Annotated in this window: 14 protein-coding genes; 12 read left to right on the top strand and 2 right to left on the bottom strand. The window is 58.7% G+C overall.

Features of this window, described 5'->3' with window-relative positions; genetic code table 11:
- Nucleotides 1-629: 629 nt before the first annotated feature.
- Nucleotides 630-1,244: a flagellar brake protein gene (locus HY751_09070; GenBank protein MBI4666545.1), complete on the bottom strand. Its 615-nt coding sequence runs from the start codon at nucleotides 1,242-1,244 to the stop codon at nucleotides 630-632.
- A 6-nt stretch (nucleotides 1,245-1,250) separates the two neighbouring features.
- Nucleotides 1,251-1,844: a PilZ domain-containing protein gene (locus HY751_09065; protein ID MBI4666544.1), complete on the bottom strand. Its 594-nt coding sequence runs from the start codon at nucleotides 1,842-1,844 to the stop codon at nucleotides 1,251-1,253.
- 470 nt (nucleotides 1,845-2,314) lie between these two features.
- On the opposite strand from HY751_09065, the gene HY751_09060 reads away from it, so the two are divergent.
- From HY751_09060 to HY751_09005, 12 genes are all read left to right on the top strand, one after another.
- On the top strand, nucleotides 2,315-3,016 hold the full coding sequence (locus HY751_09060) for a site-2 protease family protein (GenBank protein ID MBI4666543.1): 702 nt from the start codon (nucleotides 2,315-2,317) through the stop codon (nucleotides 3,014-3,016).
- Between the two features lie 31 nt (nucleotides 3,017-3,047).
- Nucleotides 3,048-4,058, top strand: coding sequence for a tryptophan--tRNA ligase (gene trpS / locus HY751_09055; protein MBI4666542.1), 1,011 nt, complete (start codon nucleotides 3,048-3,050; stop codon nucleotides 4,056-4,058).
- Nucleotides 4,059-4,213: 155 nt separating this feature from the next.
- Nucleotides 4,214-5,140 (top strand): hypothetical protein, encoded by a 927-nt coding sequence (locus HY751_09050; protein ID MBI4666541.1) that lies wholly within the window; start codon nucleotides 4,214-4,216, stop codon nucleotides 5,138-5,140.
- An 8-nt stretch (nucleotides 5,141-5,148) separates the two neighbouring features.
- On the top strand, nucleotides 5,149-7,734 hold the full coding sequence (gene gspD / locus HY751_09045; protein ID MBI4666540.1) for a type II secretion system secretin GspD: 2,586 nt from the start codon (nucleotides 5,149-5,151) through the stop codon (nucleotides 7,732-7,734).
- A gap of 1 nt (nucleotide 7,735) precedes the next feature.
- Nucleotides 7,736-9,328 carry a type II secretion system ATPase GspE gene (gene gspE, locus HY751_09040; protein ID MBI4666539.1) on the top strand — a complete coding sequence of 531 codons (1,593 nt, stop codon included), beginning with the start codon at nucleotides 7,736-7,738 and terminating at the stop codon, nucleotides 9,326-9,328.
- A gap of 10 nt (nucleotides 9,329-9,338) precedes the next feature.
- Complete coding sequence (gene gspF, locus HY751_09035) at nucleotides 9,339-10,556, top strand: type II secretion system inner membrane protein GspF (protein ID MBI4666538.1); 1,218 nt, start codon at nucleotides 9,339-9,341, stop codon at nucleotides 10,554-10,556.
- A gap of 21 nt (nucleotides 10,557-10,577) precedes the next feature.
- A complete protein-coding gene (gene gspG / locus HY751_09030) occupies nucleotides 10,578-11,018 on the top strand; it encodes a type II secretion system major pseudopilin GspG (GenBank protein MBI4666537.1) in 441 nt (146 codons plus the stop codon).
- A gap of 22 nt (nucleotides 11,019-11,040) precedes the next feature.
- Nucleotides 11,041-11,565, top strand: coding sequence for a prepilin-type N-terminal cleavage/methylation domain-containing protein (locus HY751_09025; protein MBI4666536.1), 525 nt, complete (start codon nucleotides 11,041-11,043; stop codon nucleotides 11,563-11,565).
- Nucleotides 11,540-11,917, top strand: a complete 378-nt coding sequence (locus tag HY751_09020) for a prepilin-type N-terminal cleavage/methylation domain-containing protein (GenBank protein MBI4666535.1) — start codon at nucleotides 11,540-11,542, stop codon at nucleotides 11,915-11,917. The genes HY751_09025 and HY751_09020 overlap by 26 nt, the downstream gene beginning before the upstream one ends.
- On the top strand, nucleotides 11,914-12,558 hold the full coding sequence (locus HY751_09015) for a type II secretion system protein (GenBank protein MBI4666534.1): 645 nt from the start codon (nucleotides 11,914-11,916) through the stop codon (nucleotides 12,556-12,558). The genes HY751_09020 and HY751_09015 overlap by 4 nt, the downstream gene beginning before the upstream one ends.
- Nucleotides 12,555-13,484, top strand: a complete 930-nt coding sequence (gene gspK / locus HY751_09010; GenBank protein MBI4666533.1) for a type II secretion system minor pseudopilin GspK — start codon at nucleotides 12,555-12,557, stop codon at nucleotides 13,482-13,484. Before HY751_09015 ends, gspK begins: the two co-directional genes overlap by 4 nt.
- A complete protein-coding gene (locus HY751_09005; protein ID MBI4666532.1) occupies nucleotides 13,484-14,947 on the top strand; it encodes a hypothetical protein in 1,464 nt (487 codons plus the stop codon). Before gspK ends, HY751_09005 begins: the two co-directional genes overlap by 1 nt.
- Nucleotides 14,948-14,959: the final 12 nt, after the last annotated feature.

Genomic DNA, 14,959 nt, shown 5'->3' with positions numbered 1-14,959 from the left:
GATCTGTCTGTTATTTGAGATTCAAACTGGGACACCACCGATAGTTGTTTGTATCATGCGTCCACTATTTCACCGGTCCTTCGCAGGGGCGGCCACGGGGTAGCGAATGTTGTCATGCCGGACTTGATCCGGCATCCGGGCTTCACCCGTTTCGACATCGAGGCCCTTGCTTCCCCGTGGTCGCCCGACCACGGATTCCTGTGCTGGCAACCCGTTGAGTTACCTTGGGCGATTTGCAAACGCCCCTACTGGATATCGCCCGGCCAGCTCCTCTTCTTCACCCCCCTCCCCTCGATGGGAGGGGACTGGGGGGGAGGGATTATTAACCTATATTCCCCTCATCCCGGCCTTCTCCCACAAGGGGAAAAGGTGAGGGATCGGAGCCGTGGTCGGGCGACCACGGGGAAGCGGGAACTGTGGCCGGGGGCGGCCACTGGGAAGCGGGAACTGTGGCCAGGGGCGGCCACTGGGAAGCGGGAGCCGTGGTCGGGCGACCACTGGGAAGCGAATGTTGTCATGCCGGACTTGATCCGGCATCCGGGCTTCACCCGTTTCGACATCGAGGCCCTGATCCCGGATAGGCGTTTTCGCGCCTTCCGGGATGACATGGCGTAAGCGACGAAAAAAGGTTAAATCTGCCCGGCCACGGAGAAATAGAAAGTCCTCACCCGGTTGTATTGGTCTTCCTGCGCGGGGTTGAAGGAGACTCCGGCCGTAAGTTTGCCGTTGATATAGGCGGAGCTTCGCACTTTGCATGAAAGGCTTTTTATTTCCTCGCCGTTGGGCAACGTCATGGAGATGTGGCCCTCGGCGCCCTGTTCAATCTCGCCGCCGTTGCTGGTGAACAGGCCGCCACCTTCGCTCAGGTCTATCAGGGCGCCTTCCCTTTTCTGGTTTTTCACTTCCAGCGTGGCGGGAATGTAAGTGGATATGCGCTTGCTTTGCCGGAGGCTTATTATCTGCACCTCGTCCGGGTATTTCATAACCCAAAGCCGGATGGGGGTGGAATATTCCCTCACAAGCTGGGATTCAAAGCCGTACACATGCCCCTTGTGTATATAACGCACCACGTACACAAGCCCCACGGGCACCACCATGGGTTTGCCATGGGACAAAGGCCCCTCCAGCAGGGCGTACCGGGGAAAATCGTAACCCCGGATGGCGGAGGGGTATTTGCCCTGGTCAATTTGAATCTGGCACCGTTCGCCGATGGGCAGGCGGATATTCTTTAAAACTTTCACCATAAGTGTTTATGGGCCATAGGCGATCTTCACCCTTTTCATGAACTCCACCAAGGCCTTTTCATCCTCTTTTGCCGGGAACGTTAACTGGCCGCCGTAGAAAAACTTCCCCTCCCCGCCGGAAGCGCTGATTATGGTGAACATGATCTTTTCAAATTTATCCCCTTGCGGGAACTGGCCGGACAGCGCCAGCCTTTCACTTACGTTGAAGGGCCTGCCGCAGGCGATACGGCAACCATGTTTGCTGATGTCGGTAATAAGGCCTGGATAATCATACCGCTTGTCTTTTACGGCCATGGTCATGGTGACAGGGAGGGTTATGGTGAACCGCTCTGCGGTCCGCAAGGACGTGTCTACGATGTCCTCGGGATATTCGAGGATCAAAAGGTTGATTTCGGGCATGAACCCGATGGCGCGGGTGGTGAATCCGTAATATTTGCCGGATGAAGCCAAACGCGCCACGAGAGGATTCTCATCCTTTTGTTTCCAGCGCGCGTCCGGGACATCCACCAGGATGTAACCCCCATCCTTCCAGCCCCGGACATGCGCCCGCACGGAAGCGCGCTCCCGCTCCAGCGTGATTTCCATGTCGGCTTCGAACATCGGCGGTATTCCCTCTTCCACCCGCCTGCTCCGCGGTAACGGGCGCAGGGTTAATCCGAACTGGGCGCCGGGCGGTTTTTAGGAGGAAATTCTTTAAATTCCGCCGCCTGGCCAGTTTTTACTTTATCACCCGGCGGGCTGGGGCCGCAATAACGGAGGAGGTTTGAAAGCGCATTAACCGGCGCAAATCAAAGGTAGTGTCCCAGTTTAAAAGAACAGGGGAGATTCTTCACTTACGCCCAGAATGACAATAATAGCCGTTGATAACATTGTCATCCTGGGCGAAGCGCAAGCGAAGTGAAGGATCTGTCTATTATTTGATATTCAAACTGGGACACCACCAAATCAAATTAAATGTGGAGCGGGTTCGGGTTTGAAGGTTATCATTAATATTTTAACGTTGTAATCTTCCCTGGCCGCCGGGCCCATGGAAAGATGCTATAAATAAATTGGAGCGGTTTTTGAATTCCATGGATCCCGAAATCAGCAACATAATACAGTCCATCTCGGTGATGGCCCTTCCGGTAATCTTCGCGGTTACGCTTCACGAGGTGGCGCACGGTTACATGGCCCATCTGAAGGGTGATGACACCGCCAAGGTGATGGGCAGGCTTACGCTGAACCCCATGGCCCATGTGGACATATTCGGCACAATAATCCTTCCCATATTGTTCTATACGCTGTCAGGATTCCTTTTCGCCTACGCCAAGCCTGTGCCGGTGAATTTTTACAACCTGCGCAACCCCAAGCGGGACATGGTGTGGGTGGCGGCGGCAGGCCCGGTTACAAACGTGTTGCTGGCCCTGCTTTCGGCGGGGGTTTTAAAGCTCATAGGCATCGTAAGCCCCGAATCGCTCATGGAGGTTTACGCCAACCTGCAGGGCAAGTCCATGGGTATCGGCGGCATGGTGATTGTGCCGGTAATTTACATGCTCTATTTCTCCGTGATCCTCAACACGGTGCTGGCCATAATAAACCTGATCCCCATACCCCCGGCCGACGGGGGCAGGATTGTCACCGGATTGTTGCCGGAGCCCCATTCTTCTTCCTTCGCCAGGATAGAGCCTTTCGGGATGTTTCTGCTCATTTTCATCCTGTTCCTTAACCCGCTGGGGATTATAGACGTGACCATTCGCCCGCTGATAAATGGCGTGTTACAATTCCTGCTTTAGAAATTTTCGCCAGGCCAAGGTTTTCAATCCGATGAACAAGAAAAGAGTCCTTTCCGGAATGCAGACCACCGGAAACCTCCATTTGGGCAACCTGTTGGGGGCTCTCACCAACTGGGTTAAACTTCAGGAAGAATACGACTGTTACTATTTCGCGGCGGACTGGCACGCCCTGTCCTCCAATTACGAGGACACGGGAAGGTTAAAGGAAAACCTGACCGACCTGGCGGTAAACTGGCTTTCCGCCGGGCTGAGCCCGGACAAATGCGTAATGTTTGTCCAGTCGCTCATACCGGAACACGCGGTGCTCCACCTTCTGTTTTCGATGATAACCCCCCTGCCATGGCTGGAGCGGGTTCCAAGCTATAAGGAAAAAATGGAGCAGGTGGAGAACCGGGATCTCCACACCTACGGGTTTTTGGGATACCCGGTGCTTCAGGCGGCGGATATTGTGCTGTACAAGGCCGATTTCGTGCCGGTAGGGATAGACCAACTGCCCCATCTGGAGCTTACCCGGGAGCTTGTCCGCAGGTTCCACGACATCTACAAGCGGCATGTTTTCACCGAGCCCCAGCCGTTGATGAGCGAGACGCCCAAACTGCCGGGCGTGGACGGCAGGAAGATGAGCAAATCTTACAATAACGCCATATATCTTTCAGACCCGAAAGAGGTGATGGCCCACAAGATAAAGAATATCGTTACCGACCCGGCCCGGGTTAAACGGACCGACCCTGGCGACCCTGAAAAATGCGTGGCTTACAGCTTCCACAAGGTTTTCACCCCTGCGGAGGAGCATCCATGGATCATAGAGGGATGCACCCAGGCCAAAATCGGGTGTGTGGAGTGCAAAAAACGGTTAGAAGGGCATATTTTTGAACGGATTGGGCCGCTGGTTGAAAAGCGGCAATACTGGTCCGCCCATAGCGATGAAGCCCTTGGGGCGCTGTTTGACGGCACGGAAAAAGCCCGCAAAGTGGCCCGCGCCACCCTGTCGGAGGCGGAACAGGCCATGGGGCTGGATGTGAGCGGCATGCTCAAGAGGTGATGATACCAGCCGCCACCAGATTCCACCGGTTTGCGGCAAGCCCCGGTTTTCCCGCCAGCGTTCAAGCCGCTTGCTTTTTTATTACGAGTCCCGAAAAACAAAAACCGTGTCCGTAAAATACTAAATGAGCTGTATCTTAAATAATTACTGGTTTGATGAAGTTAAGAATACCTAAAAAAGGCTGGACGGCTATCCACCTGGCGATAATCGCCTGGATAGCCTGGGTGTTGGCCGGGGCCGTGGCGTTTTTTATAGGGGACGTATTATCAGGCAGTTCTGGGATGTCCTTCACAGGAGTCCCTTCTGTTTCCCCCATGGCTCGCAAAGCGGCGTTCCAGCCCGAGGAGGATTATACGGCCCTTATCCAGCGCAACATTTTCAACTCCGCCCAATCGGCCCTGGATATGTCCAGCGCTGGCCAGCGGGAGTTTGCCGCTTCATATACCGGGGGGATGGCGGTTTTTTCGGCCCCTAAAACCTCGCTGGGGCTAAGGCTTGTGGGAACGGTGATAGATCCCCACGGCGTTTACAGGTTGGCGGCCATAGAGGCTAAAGACACCCGGGAACAGAAACTTTATAAAACCGGGGATACGGTATTGGGCGCCCGGATAGCCGGTATCCTTCGTAACAAGGTACTGCTTAACCGGGGCGGCAAGCTGGAGTCTTTAGACGTGGAGTTCGCCGAAGGGCCGGGCGGAATGGGCCGGGCCGGGGCCAGGGGCGCCATGGCGGCGGGGCAGGACGTGAACCAGATATCGGACACGGAATACGCCGTGTCCAAACGGTATCTGGATTCCCAGATGGCGGCCATGAACCAGCTGTTAACGGAAGTGCGGGCCGTGCCTAACATCAACAAGGAAGGCAAGACCGACGGGTTCAAGATATTCGCCATAAAGAAGAACTCGCTGTTCGACAAGGTGGGGCTTCAAAACCAGGACGTGGTCAAGAGGATAAACGGCATAGAGTTAAACTCGGCGGAGAAAGGGCTGGAGCTTTTCCAGGCCCTACGCAACGAGACGACGTTCAATCTGGACTTGGAAAGAAAAACGCAAAAAACATCCATGAGGTTCACGGTGCAATGACCGGCTTTATGAAAAAGAAACGCGCGGCGCGGGCCACGGCGTTCATTACCGCTTTGGCCTTTCATTTATCCACCATCGCGGGCGGCCCTGCATTCGCCCAGCCGGTTCCGCCAGAGGCTGGCGGGCCGGAGGCCGCCCAGGGCGCGCCTCAACCTGCGCCAGGGGGTCAGTCCATGCCGCCGGTGGTGGACCAGCCCCGGCTCATGAAAGGGGAACAGCCCATGCCTATGGGGGCTCCGGCCCCAGCCCCGGCCCAGGGTTTTTCGCCCAAGGTGGACATGTCTTTGCGGGTGGAGCCGTTGAAACCCGGCGAGAAGATAAACATAGATTTCAACGACGCCGATTTGAAGATGGTGGTGAAATTCATCGCCGAGCTTACGGGCAAGAACTTCGTTATAGACGAAAAGGTGAAGGGGAAAGTGACCATCATTTCCCCGCAGATGGTTTCGGCTCCGGAAGCCCTTCGCCTGCTGGAATCCACGCTGGAAGTTTACGGCTACTCCATCATAGAGGCCGGGCGGGTGATGAAGGTTGTGCCCGCCGCCGAGGCGCGCCAGCGCGGTGGGTTCCGGCCCGGCGCGGAGATGGGTGACCGGATGATAACAAGGCTCATCCCCCTTCAACATGTGAAGGCCGACGAGCTGGTGAACGTGTTGCGCCCGCTTGTGCCCACATACAGCTTCATTAACGCCTTCGCCGGGACCAACACCATAATCGTGGTGGATTACGCCTCCAACATAGAAAAACTTCTGGCCATCATCAACCAGCTGGACTCCCCCACCAACGAGGAATCGGTAACGGTGGTACAGCTCCAGTTCGCCGGGGCCAAGGAGATGTCCGAGAAGCTGGAGAAAATATTCAAAGGCAAAGGGGCAAGGACCACTTCAGGTTCCGCCACCGCGCCCACGCCGTCGGCGCCAACCGGTTCGCCCCCGGGTACAGGCGGGTGGACGGGATCCGATGTGCAAATCATCCCGGACGAGCGGATAAACTCCTTGGTGATTGTGGCCACCAAGGGCCAGACCGACCAGATTGTCGAGCTTGTGGAGCGGCTGGACATCAAGCCCCCCGTCGGCCGGGGCGGCATAAACGTGCGCTACCTGAAAAACGCCGACGCCGAGAGCGTGGCCAAGGTGTTGAACAACCTTACATCCAGCCAGGCCACGGCCCAGCAACAGGCCCAGGCAAAGGGCGGCTCCCCCGCTGGCGCCATAAAGCTTCAGGACAAGGTGACCATCACGCCGGACAAGGCCACCAACTCGCTGGTGATAACCGCCAGCGTGGAGGATTACGAGACCCTGGACCAGGTGATAGAGAAACTGGACGTGCGCCGTAAGCAGGTGTTCGTGGAGGCGCTCATAATGGAAGTCACCTCCGACAAGAGCCAGGAGTTCGGCATAGAGTGGCGCACCACTTCCAACTTCACCGAGTCCGGCGTGCAGGGATTCGGCGGGGTGAACTACGGCAATATAAACGCCGTGGCGCAGAACCCCCTCAACTCGCCCCAGGGGCTGGCGGTGGGCGTGGTGGACGGCATCATATCCTTCGGCGGCGTGGATTTCCTGAACATCGGCGCCCTTCTGCACGCCATGCAGTCGGAACAGGGGATAAACGTGCTATCCACCCCAAACATCATGACCACCGACAACGAGGAGGCGGAGATAATCGTCGCCCGCAACGTGCCGTTCCAGACCAGCCAGTCGCAGACCACCGGCGGCAACGTGGTTACCACCTTCGAGCGGAAGAACGTGGGTATCACGCTGAAGATAAAGCCGCAGATATCCGAGTCCAACGACGTGCGGCTTACGGTGTACCAGGAAATATCGTCGGTTCTTCCCGTGGAAGACCAGATAGCCAAGGACATTATGACCTTTACCCGCTCCGTTAAAACCACCGTTGTGGTGCGGGACACGCAGAACATCGTGATAGGCGGCCTGATAAGCGACGACCTGAACGACACCGAGGTGAAAGTGCCCCTGTTCGGCGACATACCTTTATTGGGGTGGCTGTTCAAATCCACCAAGAAACAGAAGGTGAAGACCAACCTGCTGGTGTTCCTGACGCCACATATCATCGGCAAAGCCGAGGATATGGACAGGATAACCAGCGAAAAGGCCGGGAAACTATCCCTGGCTCCCGAAGAGGTTGGGGATTTTGGCGGGGCTGTGAAAGAAAAAGGGAAAGGTCAGGATATAAAACCTGAACCGGCCAAGAAGAGCTACCTGAAAAAACCTAGCGCGGACAAATCGGCTCCGGAGGTTAATGAAGTTCAGCCCGCGCCGGAATTGAAGGAAGAAAAACCGGCGGCCCCGGTTTCTGAAGCGCCCATGCCGGAAATAGTCCCCGCGCCGGCGCCGGTCCTGGAAACGGCTGTCGCGCCTGCGGCCCCGGAGGTTTCCGCCGAGCCTGAGCCTGCGGCAGTGAGCGCCCCGGCTCCGGTGGATTCGGCGGCGCCAGAGCCTGTCCCGGTGGTGGATACGCCAGCGGCGGAGCCTTCGGCTACCCCCCCGGCCGTGGAACCACTAATCGCGGAGCCGCCTATGGAGCCTAAACCGGCGGAACCGGTTATACAAGGCGATGGAACGCAAAACTGACATGGCCGCCGATACCCGGGATACCGGCCTGCCCGGCGATGAGCTAAAGGCCGCGGCCGAAAGGCTGGGGCTTGCGTGGCTGGAGAGCGTGGACGTAACCACGCTGGACCATGAGCTTATCGGCAAAACCCCGTTCCAGTTCGCCCGGGACAACCTGATTTTGCCCCTGCGGCTGGAGGGCGGGAAAGTGCTGGCCGTCACCGCCCGCCCCTTCGACGTGGAGCCGCTGGCGGACCTGCGCCTTACCTATGGCGCGCCGGTGAGCCTTCTGGCCGCCGCCGCCGACACGGTTTTAAAAGCCATCAACAAAGCCTACGACATGGCCGCCAACTCCACAAAAGAGATAATGGAAGACCTGGCCGATGAGGCGGACCTTTCGGCGCTGGCGCTCGCCCTGCCGGAAGACCTGCTGGAGACCTCGGCGGAGGCTCCTGTTATCCGGCTGGTGAACTCCATCATGGTGGAGGCCGCCAAGGAAAAATCGTCGGACATCCACATGGAGCCTTACGAGCGGGATTTCGTGGTGCGGTTCCGGGTGGACGGGGCGTTGCGCAACGTGGTGCGGCCGCCGAAAAAATTCCAGTCTTTAATCATCTCGCGCATCAAGGTAATGTCGGGTCTGGACATAGCGGAAAAACGACTGCCCCAGGACGGGCGGCTGAAGATAGTAATCGCCGGCAAAGAGATAGACGTGCGCGTGAGCGTCATCCCCACGGCCCACGGGGAGCGGGTGGTTATGCGTCTTCTGGACAAGTCCACCATGATGCTGGGGTTCCCACAGCTTGGCATGCCGCCTGCGGTGATGGAAAAAATGGTGAGGCTAATCCGGTCGCCCCACGGCATCATTCTGGTGTCCGGCCCCACAGGGTCGGGCAAGACCACCACGCTCTACGCCGCGCTGTCGGAAATAAACTCGCCCGACAAGAACATCATCACCGTGGAAGACCCGGTGGAGTACCAACTGCCCGGCATCGGCCAGATGCAGGTGAACACCAAGATAGGGCTGACTTTCGCCACTGGCCTGCGCTCCATATTGAGGCAGGACCCGGACGTGATAATGGTGGGCGAGATCCGCGACAGGGAGACGGCGCAGATAGCCGTGCAGGCGTCGCTCACCGGCCACCTGGTTTTCTCCACGATACACACCAACGATTCGGCGGGGGCGGTGACCCGGCTTGTGGACATGGGTATAGAGCCGTTCCTCATATCGTCGTCGCTCATAGCGTCGGTGGCGCAGAGGCTGGTGCGGTCCCTCTGCCCATCGTGCAAGACCCCGTATAAACCCGGGGCGGAACATCTTCTGCAACTGGGGGTGGAGCCTTCCATGGCGCCGGAAAACGCGGTGTTTTACAACCCAGAAGGTTGCGCCGAATGCAACAACAGCGGCTACCGGGGGCGTACAGGCCTGTACGAGATACTGATGATAGACGATGACATCCGTGGGCTTATCATAGGCCGGGCGGACTCTTCCACCATCCGCAGGAAAGCCGCCGCCAGCGGGTTTAAATCCATGCGTGAGCAGGCCGCCGAGGCGGTTTTATCCGGTGCCACTTCGCTGGCCGAGGTTATCCGCGTCACGTCGGATTGGGATTGAGTATTAGGCCATGCCGGTATTTGAATATCAGGGTTACGACGCGCAGGGCAAAAAGGCCGCCGGGGTGGTGGACGCGGACACCCAGCGTTCCGCCCGGGCCAAGCTCAAACAGCATGGGGTGATGGTGACAACCCTGTCGCAGGACACCGCCGGCAAAGAGTTCGCCCGCAACCCGCTGGCGTCGCTGATGAACCGGGTCACCGCCAAGGACATAACCACATTCACCCGCCAGCTTTCCACGTTGCAGATGGGGGGGCTTACGGTGATGGAGTCTTTGGACGCGCTGGCGGCCCAGACCCAGAGCGTGAAGTTTAGAAAAATAATCACGGACATCCGTGAGAAGGTCATGCAGGGCTCGTCGCTGGCCGAGGCGCTGGCGGGGCATCCCCAGGCTTTCGATGAGCTGTATGTTAACCTCATCCGCGCGGGCGAAACATCCGGCTCGCTGGACAAGACCCTGGCGCGGCTGGCCACATTCGGCGAGGCGCGGATGAGACAGAAGGCCAGGATAACCGCCGCCATGATATACCCGGCGGTTATGACCCTTATCGGCGGCGGGGTCCTGCTTTACCTTCTGGCTTATGTTACGCCCAAGGTGGAATCCATGTTCGAGGACATGCGGCAGGCCCTGCCCATGCCCACGGTGATACTGCTGTTCGTGTCCAACTTCCTCGCGTCATGGTGGTGGGTTGTGATTTTGGCGATCGCCGGAGGCGGCTACTGGTTCGCCCGGTGGGTGAAAACCCCGGAGGGGCGCGCCAAGTTCGACGAGGTGATATTGAAGGTTCCGGTGTTCGGCCCGCTGGTACAGTACGCCTCCATAGCGCGGTTCTCCCGGTCGCTATCCACCCTTCTTACGGGCGGGGTGCCGCTTATTGATTCGCTGAAAGTTACCGGTAAGATAACCGGCAACGCGCTCATTGAAAAAGCGGTGGAACAGGCGGTGGTGAACATCACCGAGGGCCAGGCCATGGCCGACCCGCTGAAACGGAGCGGGCTGTTCCCGCCGCTGGTGACGCAGATGATAAGCGCCGGGGAGAAAACCGGGTCGCTGGCGGAGATGCTTGAGAAGATTTCCGACGCTTACGATTTCGAGGTGGAGACGGCCCTTTCGGCCATGACCTCTTTGGTGGAACCGGCGCTGATAGTGGTGATGGGCGCCGTAGTGGGTTTTATAGTGATGGCTATTCTTCTTCCCATATTCGAACTTAGCCAGATGGCTCAATAGCTTTATTGTGAGGAGGCTTGGATGAGACAGTTTAACCGGATTGGGCGGCGCGGATTTACGCTCATAGAAATACTGGTGGTGGTGGTGATCCTGGGGATTCTCGCCACGGTGATAGTGCCCAGGATAATGGGGCGGCCAGAGGAGGCCCGCATGGCCAAGGCCAAGGTGGACATAAAATCCATCGAGACGGCCCTGCACATGTACAAGATAGACAACGGCGCCTACCCCACCACAGAGATGGGTTTGCTGGCGCTGGTCCAAAAGCCCGTAAGCGGACAGATACCCAACGCATGGCGCGAGGGCGGGTATCTGCCCAAAGTGCCCAAAGACCCGTGGGGGAGCGAGTATGTATATCTCAGCCCAGGCTCCCACGGCGAATATGAGATCGTCTCTTTCGGCTCTGACGGGGAACAGGGGGGCGAGGGGAAGAACGCCGACATCAACAGCTGGGAGATAGAGTAAGCCGCGAAGGCGTAGCGCGCCCATGAAAAACCCATTGCGCCACAAAGGCGGGTTTACGCTTATCGAGATGATGGTGGTCATCGTGATCATCGTCATCGTGGCGGGGGCGTTACTGCCCCGCCTGCCGGACGTGGGCGCGGCGCGGCTTAAATACGCCGCCCGCAAGCTGGGTGGAACCATAACCTATGTGTACGACAGGTCCGCGGCGACCCAGTTGACATACCGGTTAACGTTCGACCTGGGCGCCAACGAGTTTTATGTGTCGCGGCTGAACAGGGATAACCAGTTCGAGGAGACGGAGCTGGCCTTCGCAAAGCGGACGAAGTTGCCTGCTAATGTGCGGATAACGTCGGCGGAAACGGCCAGCCAGGGGAATGTGGCGGCGGGCAAGGCGGTGGTGCACTGTTTTCCCGGAGGGTTTGCGGACTATGCGGTGTTTCATCTTGCGGATAACGGAGGCAACGAGATGACGCTGATAGTCCATTCCCTTACTGGCCGGGTGGAGGCGCTGGAAGGGTATCATGCGGCGGAACGCAATAAGGTCTGAAGCGGGGTTCACCCTGCTGGAGATCATGGTGGCGCTGGCCATACTGTCCATATCGCTGGTGACACTGCTTACCGCCCACGGCCGGGCCATGACGATGACAGACGACGCCGCGAAACTTACCGACGCGGTGACGATGGCCCGGGAAGAGATGGAAAGGATGCAGATGGAGCCGTTGCCGGAAGCTGGCGTTTCCGAAAAAAGGAGACGGGACGATTTTCCGTGGTTCCAGTGGCGGGCCGAAGTGAAAGAAACGCCGTTTCCAAACGTGTGGGAGGTGGGAATCTCCGTGTTCCGCGCAGGGGATGACAGGGAAACGCCCATCACAGGCCTGAGGGCTTACGTAGCCAGATGAACGGGAAAAGGATAATGGGCCATGGCGGGTTCACCCTGCTGGAAACGCTTATCGCCGCGGCGATACTCACCATCGTGTCGGCAATGGTGTTCGAGGCGTTCGCGGTGACCCTCTCGGCGGGCCAGGGGGTGGAGGAGCGGGCGCGGGTTTATCACGAGGCGCGGTTCATCATACGAAAACTTACGGACGACCTGGCGTCGGCCTCGCTATACCCCAACAACCAGACCCAGGCCATTTTCGCGGCGAAGGATTTGAAGACCCATGAGGCCGCCACGGACGAAATATCCTTTACGGGGTTTGGCAGAAGGGCCATGCTGGCCGAGTCCTCATCCGACGAGGCGCTTATCACCTGGAACGTGGAGTACGACGACAAGACGAAGCTATACACCCTATACCGGAGCGAGAACCCTTACGTGACCGACCTGGCCATGGCCCGGGAGATGGGGGAAAAGCTGGACGTGACCGACCGGATAAAATCTTTCAACCTCCGGTTCGGCGATGGCGTGAACTGGGCGGACGGCCACGATTCGCGCCAGTCAAAAAAACTTCCCAATACCGTGTCGCTGGAGTTTTCGCTGGATGACGGGAAGGGCCACGCCGTAACAAGGCGGGCGCTCATTCCCGTGGGAGGCGCGCGGTGAACGCCAGACCCCTGCAAGGGCAAGACGGCATGGCCCTGATATTGACCATAACCGTTGTGGCCCTGCTCACCATAGGCGTGTTCGATTTCTTCTACCAGGCGTGGATACAGTCCGCCCTGGCGGCGGGATACCGCGACGAGACAAAGGCCCTGTACGCCGCCCGCTCGGGCCAGGCCGCCGCGAAACTCGTGCTGGTGGAAGACGCCAGGAGCGGTATTCCCCACGACACACTCACGGAAGAATGGGCGCAGGGGATTCTGGCCGTGCCCATAGACGGCGAGTTCGTGTCGGTGAACATCCAGGACGAGTCGGGCAAGGTGGACCTGAACCTGCTCACCACCGACCGGGGCTGGCCCGAAGACCGCTGGATAGAGATATTCCGCCGGTTGCTGAAAAGGCTGGATATGGACGAGAACCTTTGCGACGCTTTGGTGGACTGGGAGGATTCCAACGCCGACCAGCTTCCACGGGGGGCCGAGGAGGGTTATTACCTTTCGCTCAAGAAACCGTACCGGATAAAGAACGCGAAGCTGGATTCTGTGGACGAGCTGGGGCTGATTAAAGGGTTCACCCCGGAGGTGATAGGCAAGCTGAGGCCCCATGTGACGGTGTGGTCTTCCACCAAGATAAACGTAAACACCGCCACGGACATGGCTCTGGCCGCCCTGGATGAGGACATGACGCAAGAGGTGGTGGCGGGGATAATCCGGGAGCGGCTTGCAAAACCGTTCACCGCGCGGGAGGACATTAAACGGATACCGGGCATGAACGACATTTATCCCCGGATAGCCCTTGCCATAGACGTGAGAAGCGATTATTACTCCGCCGAAACCCAGGCCACGTTCGGGGAGACCACTAAAACCATAAGAGCGGTTTACCGGCGCGGCGCGGCCTCGGCGGACACGATATTCTACAAGGTGTTTTGATGAACGTATTTGGACTGGAAATCGGAGCCCATTCGATAAAAATAGCGCAGATAGAAAAGCAGTGGCGCGGCCATTCGGTGAAGAAGCTTTTATATGCGCCGCTGGCGGCTGGCATCGGCGGGCCGCTGGCCTCCATGGGGTTCGACCCCGGGGAAGACGCGGTGGCGGTGATATACCCGCAAAACCTGCTCTCCTGCCGGGCGCTGGAACTGCCTTTCGCCGACCGTAAACGCATAGAGGAGGTGTTGCCGTTTGAGCTGGAGTCGCTGACGGTGTTCGACGCGGGCCAGCTGGTATGCGGGTTCTCCGATAGCCCCGCCCCGGACGGCAAGACAAGGGTTTTAGCCGTGATGACGCCAAAAGAGGAGCTGGCAAAATTCCTCGGCGGTTTGGCGGAAGCCGGGATAGACCCCGATTACGTTATCCCCTTGCCCTTCGCGCTGGCGGAATCCACCGGGCATGTATCCGCTTCCGGCGGAGGCACGGCGCTGGTGGACGCCGGGATGGAATTCACCACCATAGTGATAATGGAGAGCGGCAAACCGGTCTTCGTCCACACGGCGGAACCCGCGGCGGACGCGGCCGTGGCCCGCGAGGATGACAAGGACGGCCGCAAGGAATTCGCGAAAACCGTGGCCTGTTCCGTCTATCTGGCGGCGGAAGCGGCCAGGCGCAAAGCAGTGACGCAGAAGGTGGCCGGGGCGCTGGTTTGCGGCGAGCCGGGCGCCGACGCGAAGTTCGTCCAATGGCTGGGGGAGGATTTGGGCATGCCCTCGGGCCGCGTGAACCTGCCGGACTCGGCGGCTACGGCCCAGGTGGAGGGGTTGAAAGCCGGGTCATCGGCGGGCCCGGTGTTCGCGGGGGCTTTGGGGGCGGCCCTGCTGGCGGTTAAAGGCGGGGGGATGAAAGAAATAAACCTGCGCAAGAACGAGTTCCGGAAGAAGCGGGGCTTTACCGGAGGGCGGCGGCATGTGCTGGTGGCCATGGCGCTGGCGGGCGTATTGGCGGTTTCCATGCTGGCCGCTTATATCGCCGAGGGGATCAGCCTGTCGGCCAAATACGACGGCCTCAAAGGCCAGGTTCGCGCCGAGTTCCAGAAAGCCATGCCCGAGGTTACCAACATCGTGTCGGAAATATCCCAGCTAAAAGGGGCGCTGGACGCCATGGAGAAACAGGCTGGCGCCCTGGGCTCCGCCGTGGGGGAGCGGGACCCGTTCCTGGAGCGGTTTTACGGCATAACCAGTTCAGCCCCGGAAGGCGCCAGGCTGGACCTGGACGAGTTTGTGTACGAATGGGGCCATATTTCGTTAACCGGCCGCACGGAATCGTTCGACAAGGTGGAGGCGTTCCGCAAAAACATCGAGAAGCTGGGTTGGGTAAGGAAAGCCGTGGTGGATAGCGTTAAAGCCGCCATAGCCCCTGGCACGGTGGAGTTCCGCATGACCATAGAAACCGCCCGGTGATGGAGGTTAAAG

Source organism: Nitrospinota bacterium (assembly GCA_016208975.1).
Lineage (GTDB): Bacteria > Nitrospinota_A > UBA7883 > UBA7883 > JACRLM01 > JACQXA01.
This window is presented reverse-complemented; position numbering and strand designations above follow the sequence as displayed.

What these genes read in the sequence shown, in the direction of transcription:
- gspD (MBI4666540.1), top strand. Translation starts at nt 5,149, where the DNA reads ATGAAAAAGAAACGCGCGGCGCGGGCCACGGCGTTCATTACCGCTTTG.
- HY751_09050 (MBI4666541.1), top strand. Translation starts at nt 4,214, where the DNA reads ATGAAGTTAAGAATACCTAAAAAAGGCTGGACGGCTATCCACCTGGCG.
- HY751_09015 (MBI4666534.1), top strand. Translation starts at nt 11,914, where the DNA reads ATGAACGGGAAAAGGATAATGGGCCATGGCGGGTTCACCCTGCTGGAA.
- HY751_09005 (MBI4666532.1), top strand. Translation starts at nt 13,484, where the DNA reads ATGAACGTATTTGGACTGGAAATCGGAGCCCATTCGATAAAAATAGCG.
- gspG (MBI4666537.1), top strand. Translation starts at nt 10,578, where the DNA reads ATGAGACAGTTTAACCGGATTGGGCGGCGCGGATTTACGCTCATAGAA.
- gspE (MBI4666539.1), top strand. Translation starts at nt 7,736, where the DNA reads ATGGCCGCCGATACCCGGGATACCGGCCTGCCCGGCGATGAGCTAAAG.
- HY751_09065 (MBI4666544.1), bottom strand. Translation starts at nt 1,844, where the DNA reads ATGTTCGAAGCCGACATGGAAATCACGCTGGAGCGGGAGCGCGCTTCC.
- HY751_09025 (MBI4666536.1), top strand. Translation starts at nt 11,041, where the DNA reads ATGAAAAACCCATTGCGCCACAAAGGCGGGTTTACGCTTATCGAGATG.
- HY751_09020 (MBI4666535.1), top strand. Translation starts at nt 11,540, where the DNA reads ATGCGGCGGAACGCAATAAGGTCTGAAGCGGGGTTCACCCTGCTGGAG.
- trpS (MBI4666542.1), top strand. Translation starts at nt 3,048, where the DNA reads ATGAACAAGAAAAGAGTCCTTTCCGGAATGCAGACCACCGGAAACCTC.
- HY751_09070 (MBI4666545.1), bottom strand. Translation starts at nt 1,244, where the DNA reads ATGGTGAAAGTTTTAAAGAATATCCGCCTGCCCATCGGCGAACGGTGC.
- gspF (MBI4666538.1), top strand. Translation starts at nt 9,339, where the DNA reads ATGCCGGTATTTGAATATCAGGGTTACGACGCGCAGGGCAAAAAGGCC.
- HY751_09060 (MBI4666543.1), top strand. Translation starts at nt 2,315, where the DNA reads ATGGATCCCGAAATCAGCAACATAATACAGTCCATCTCGGTGATGGCC.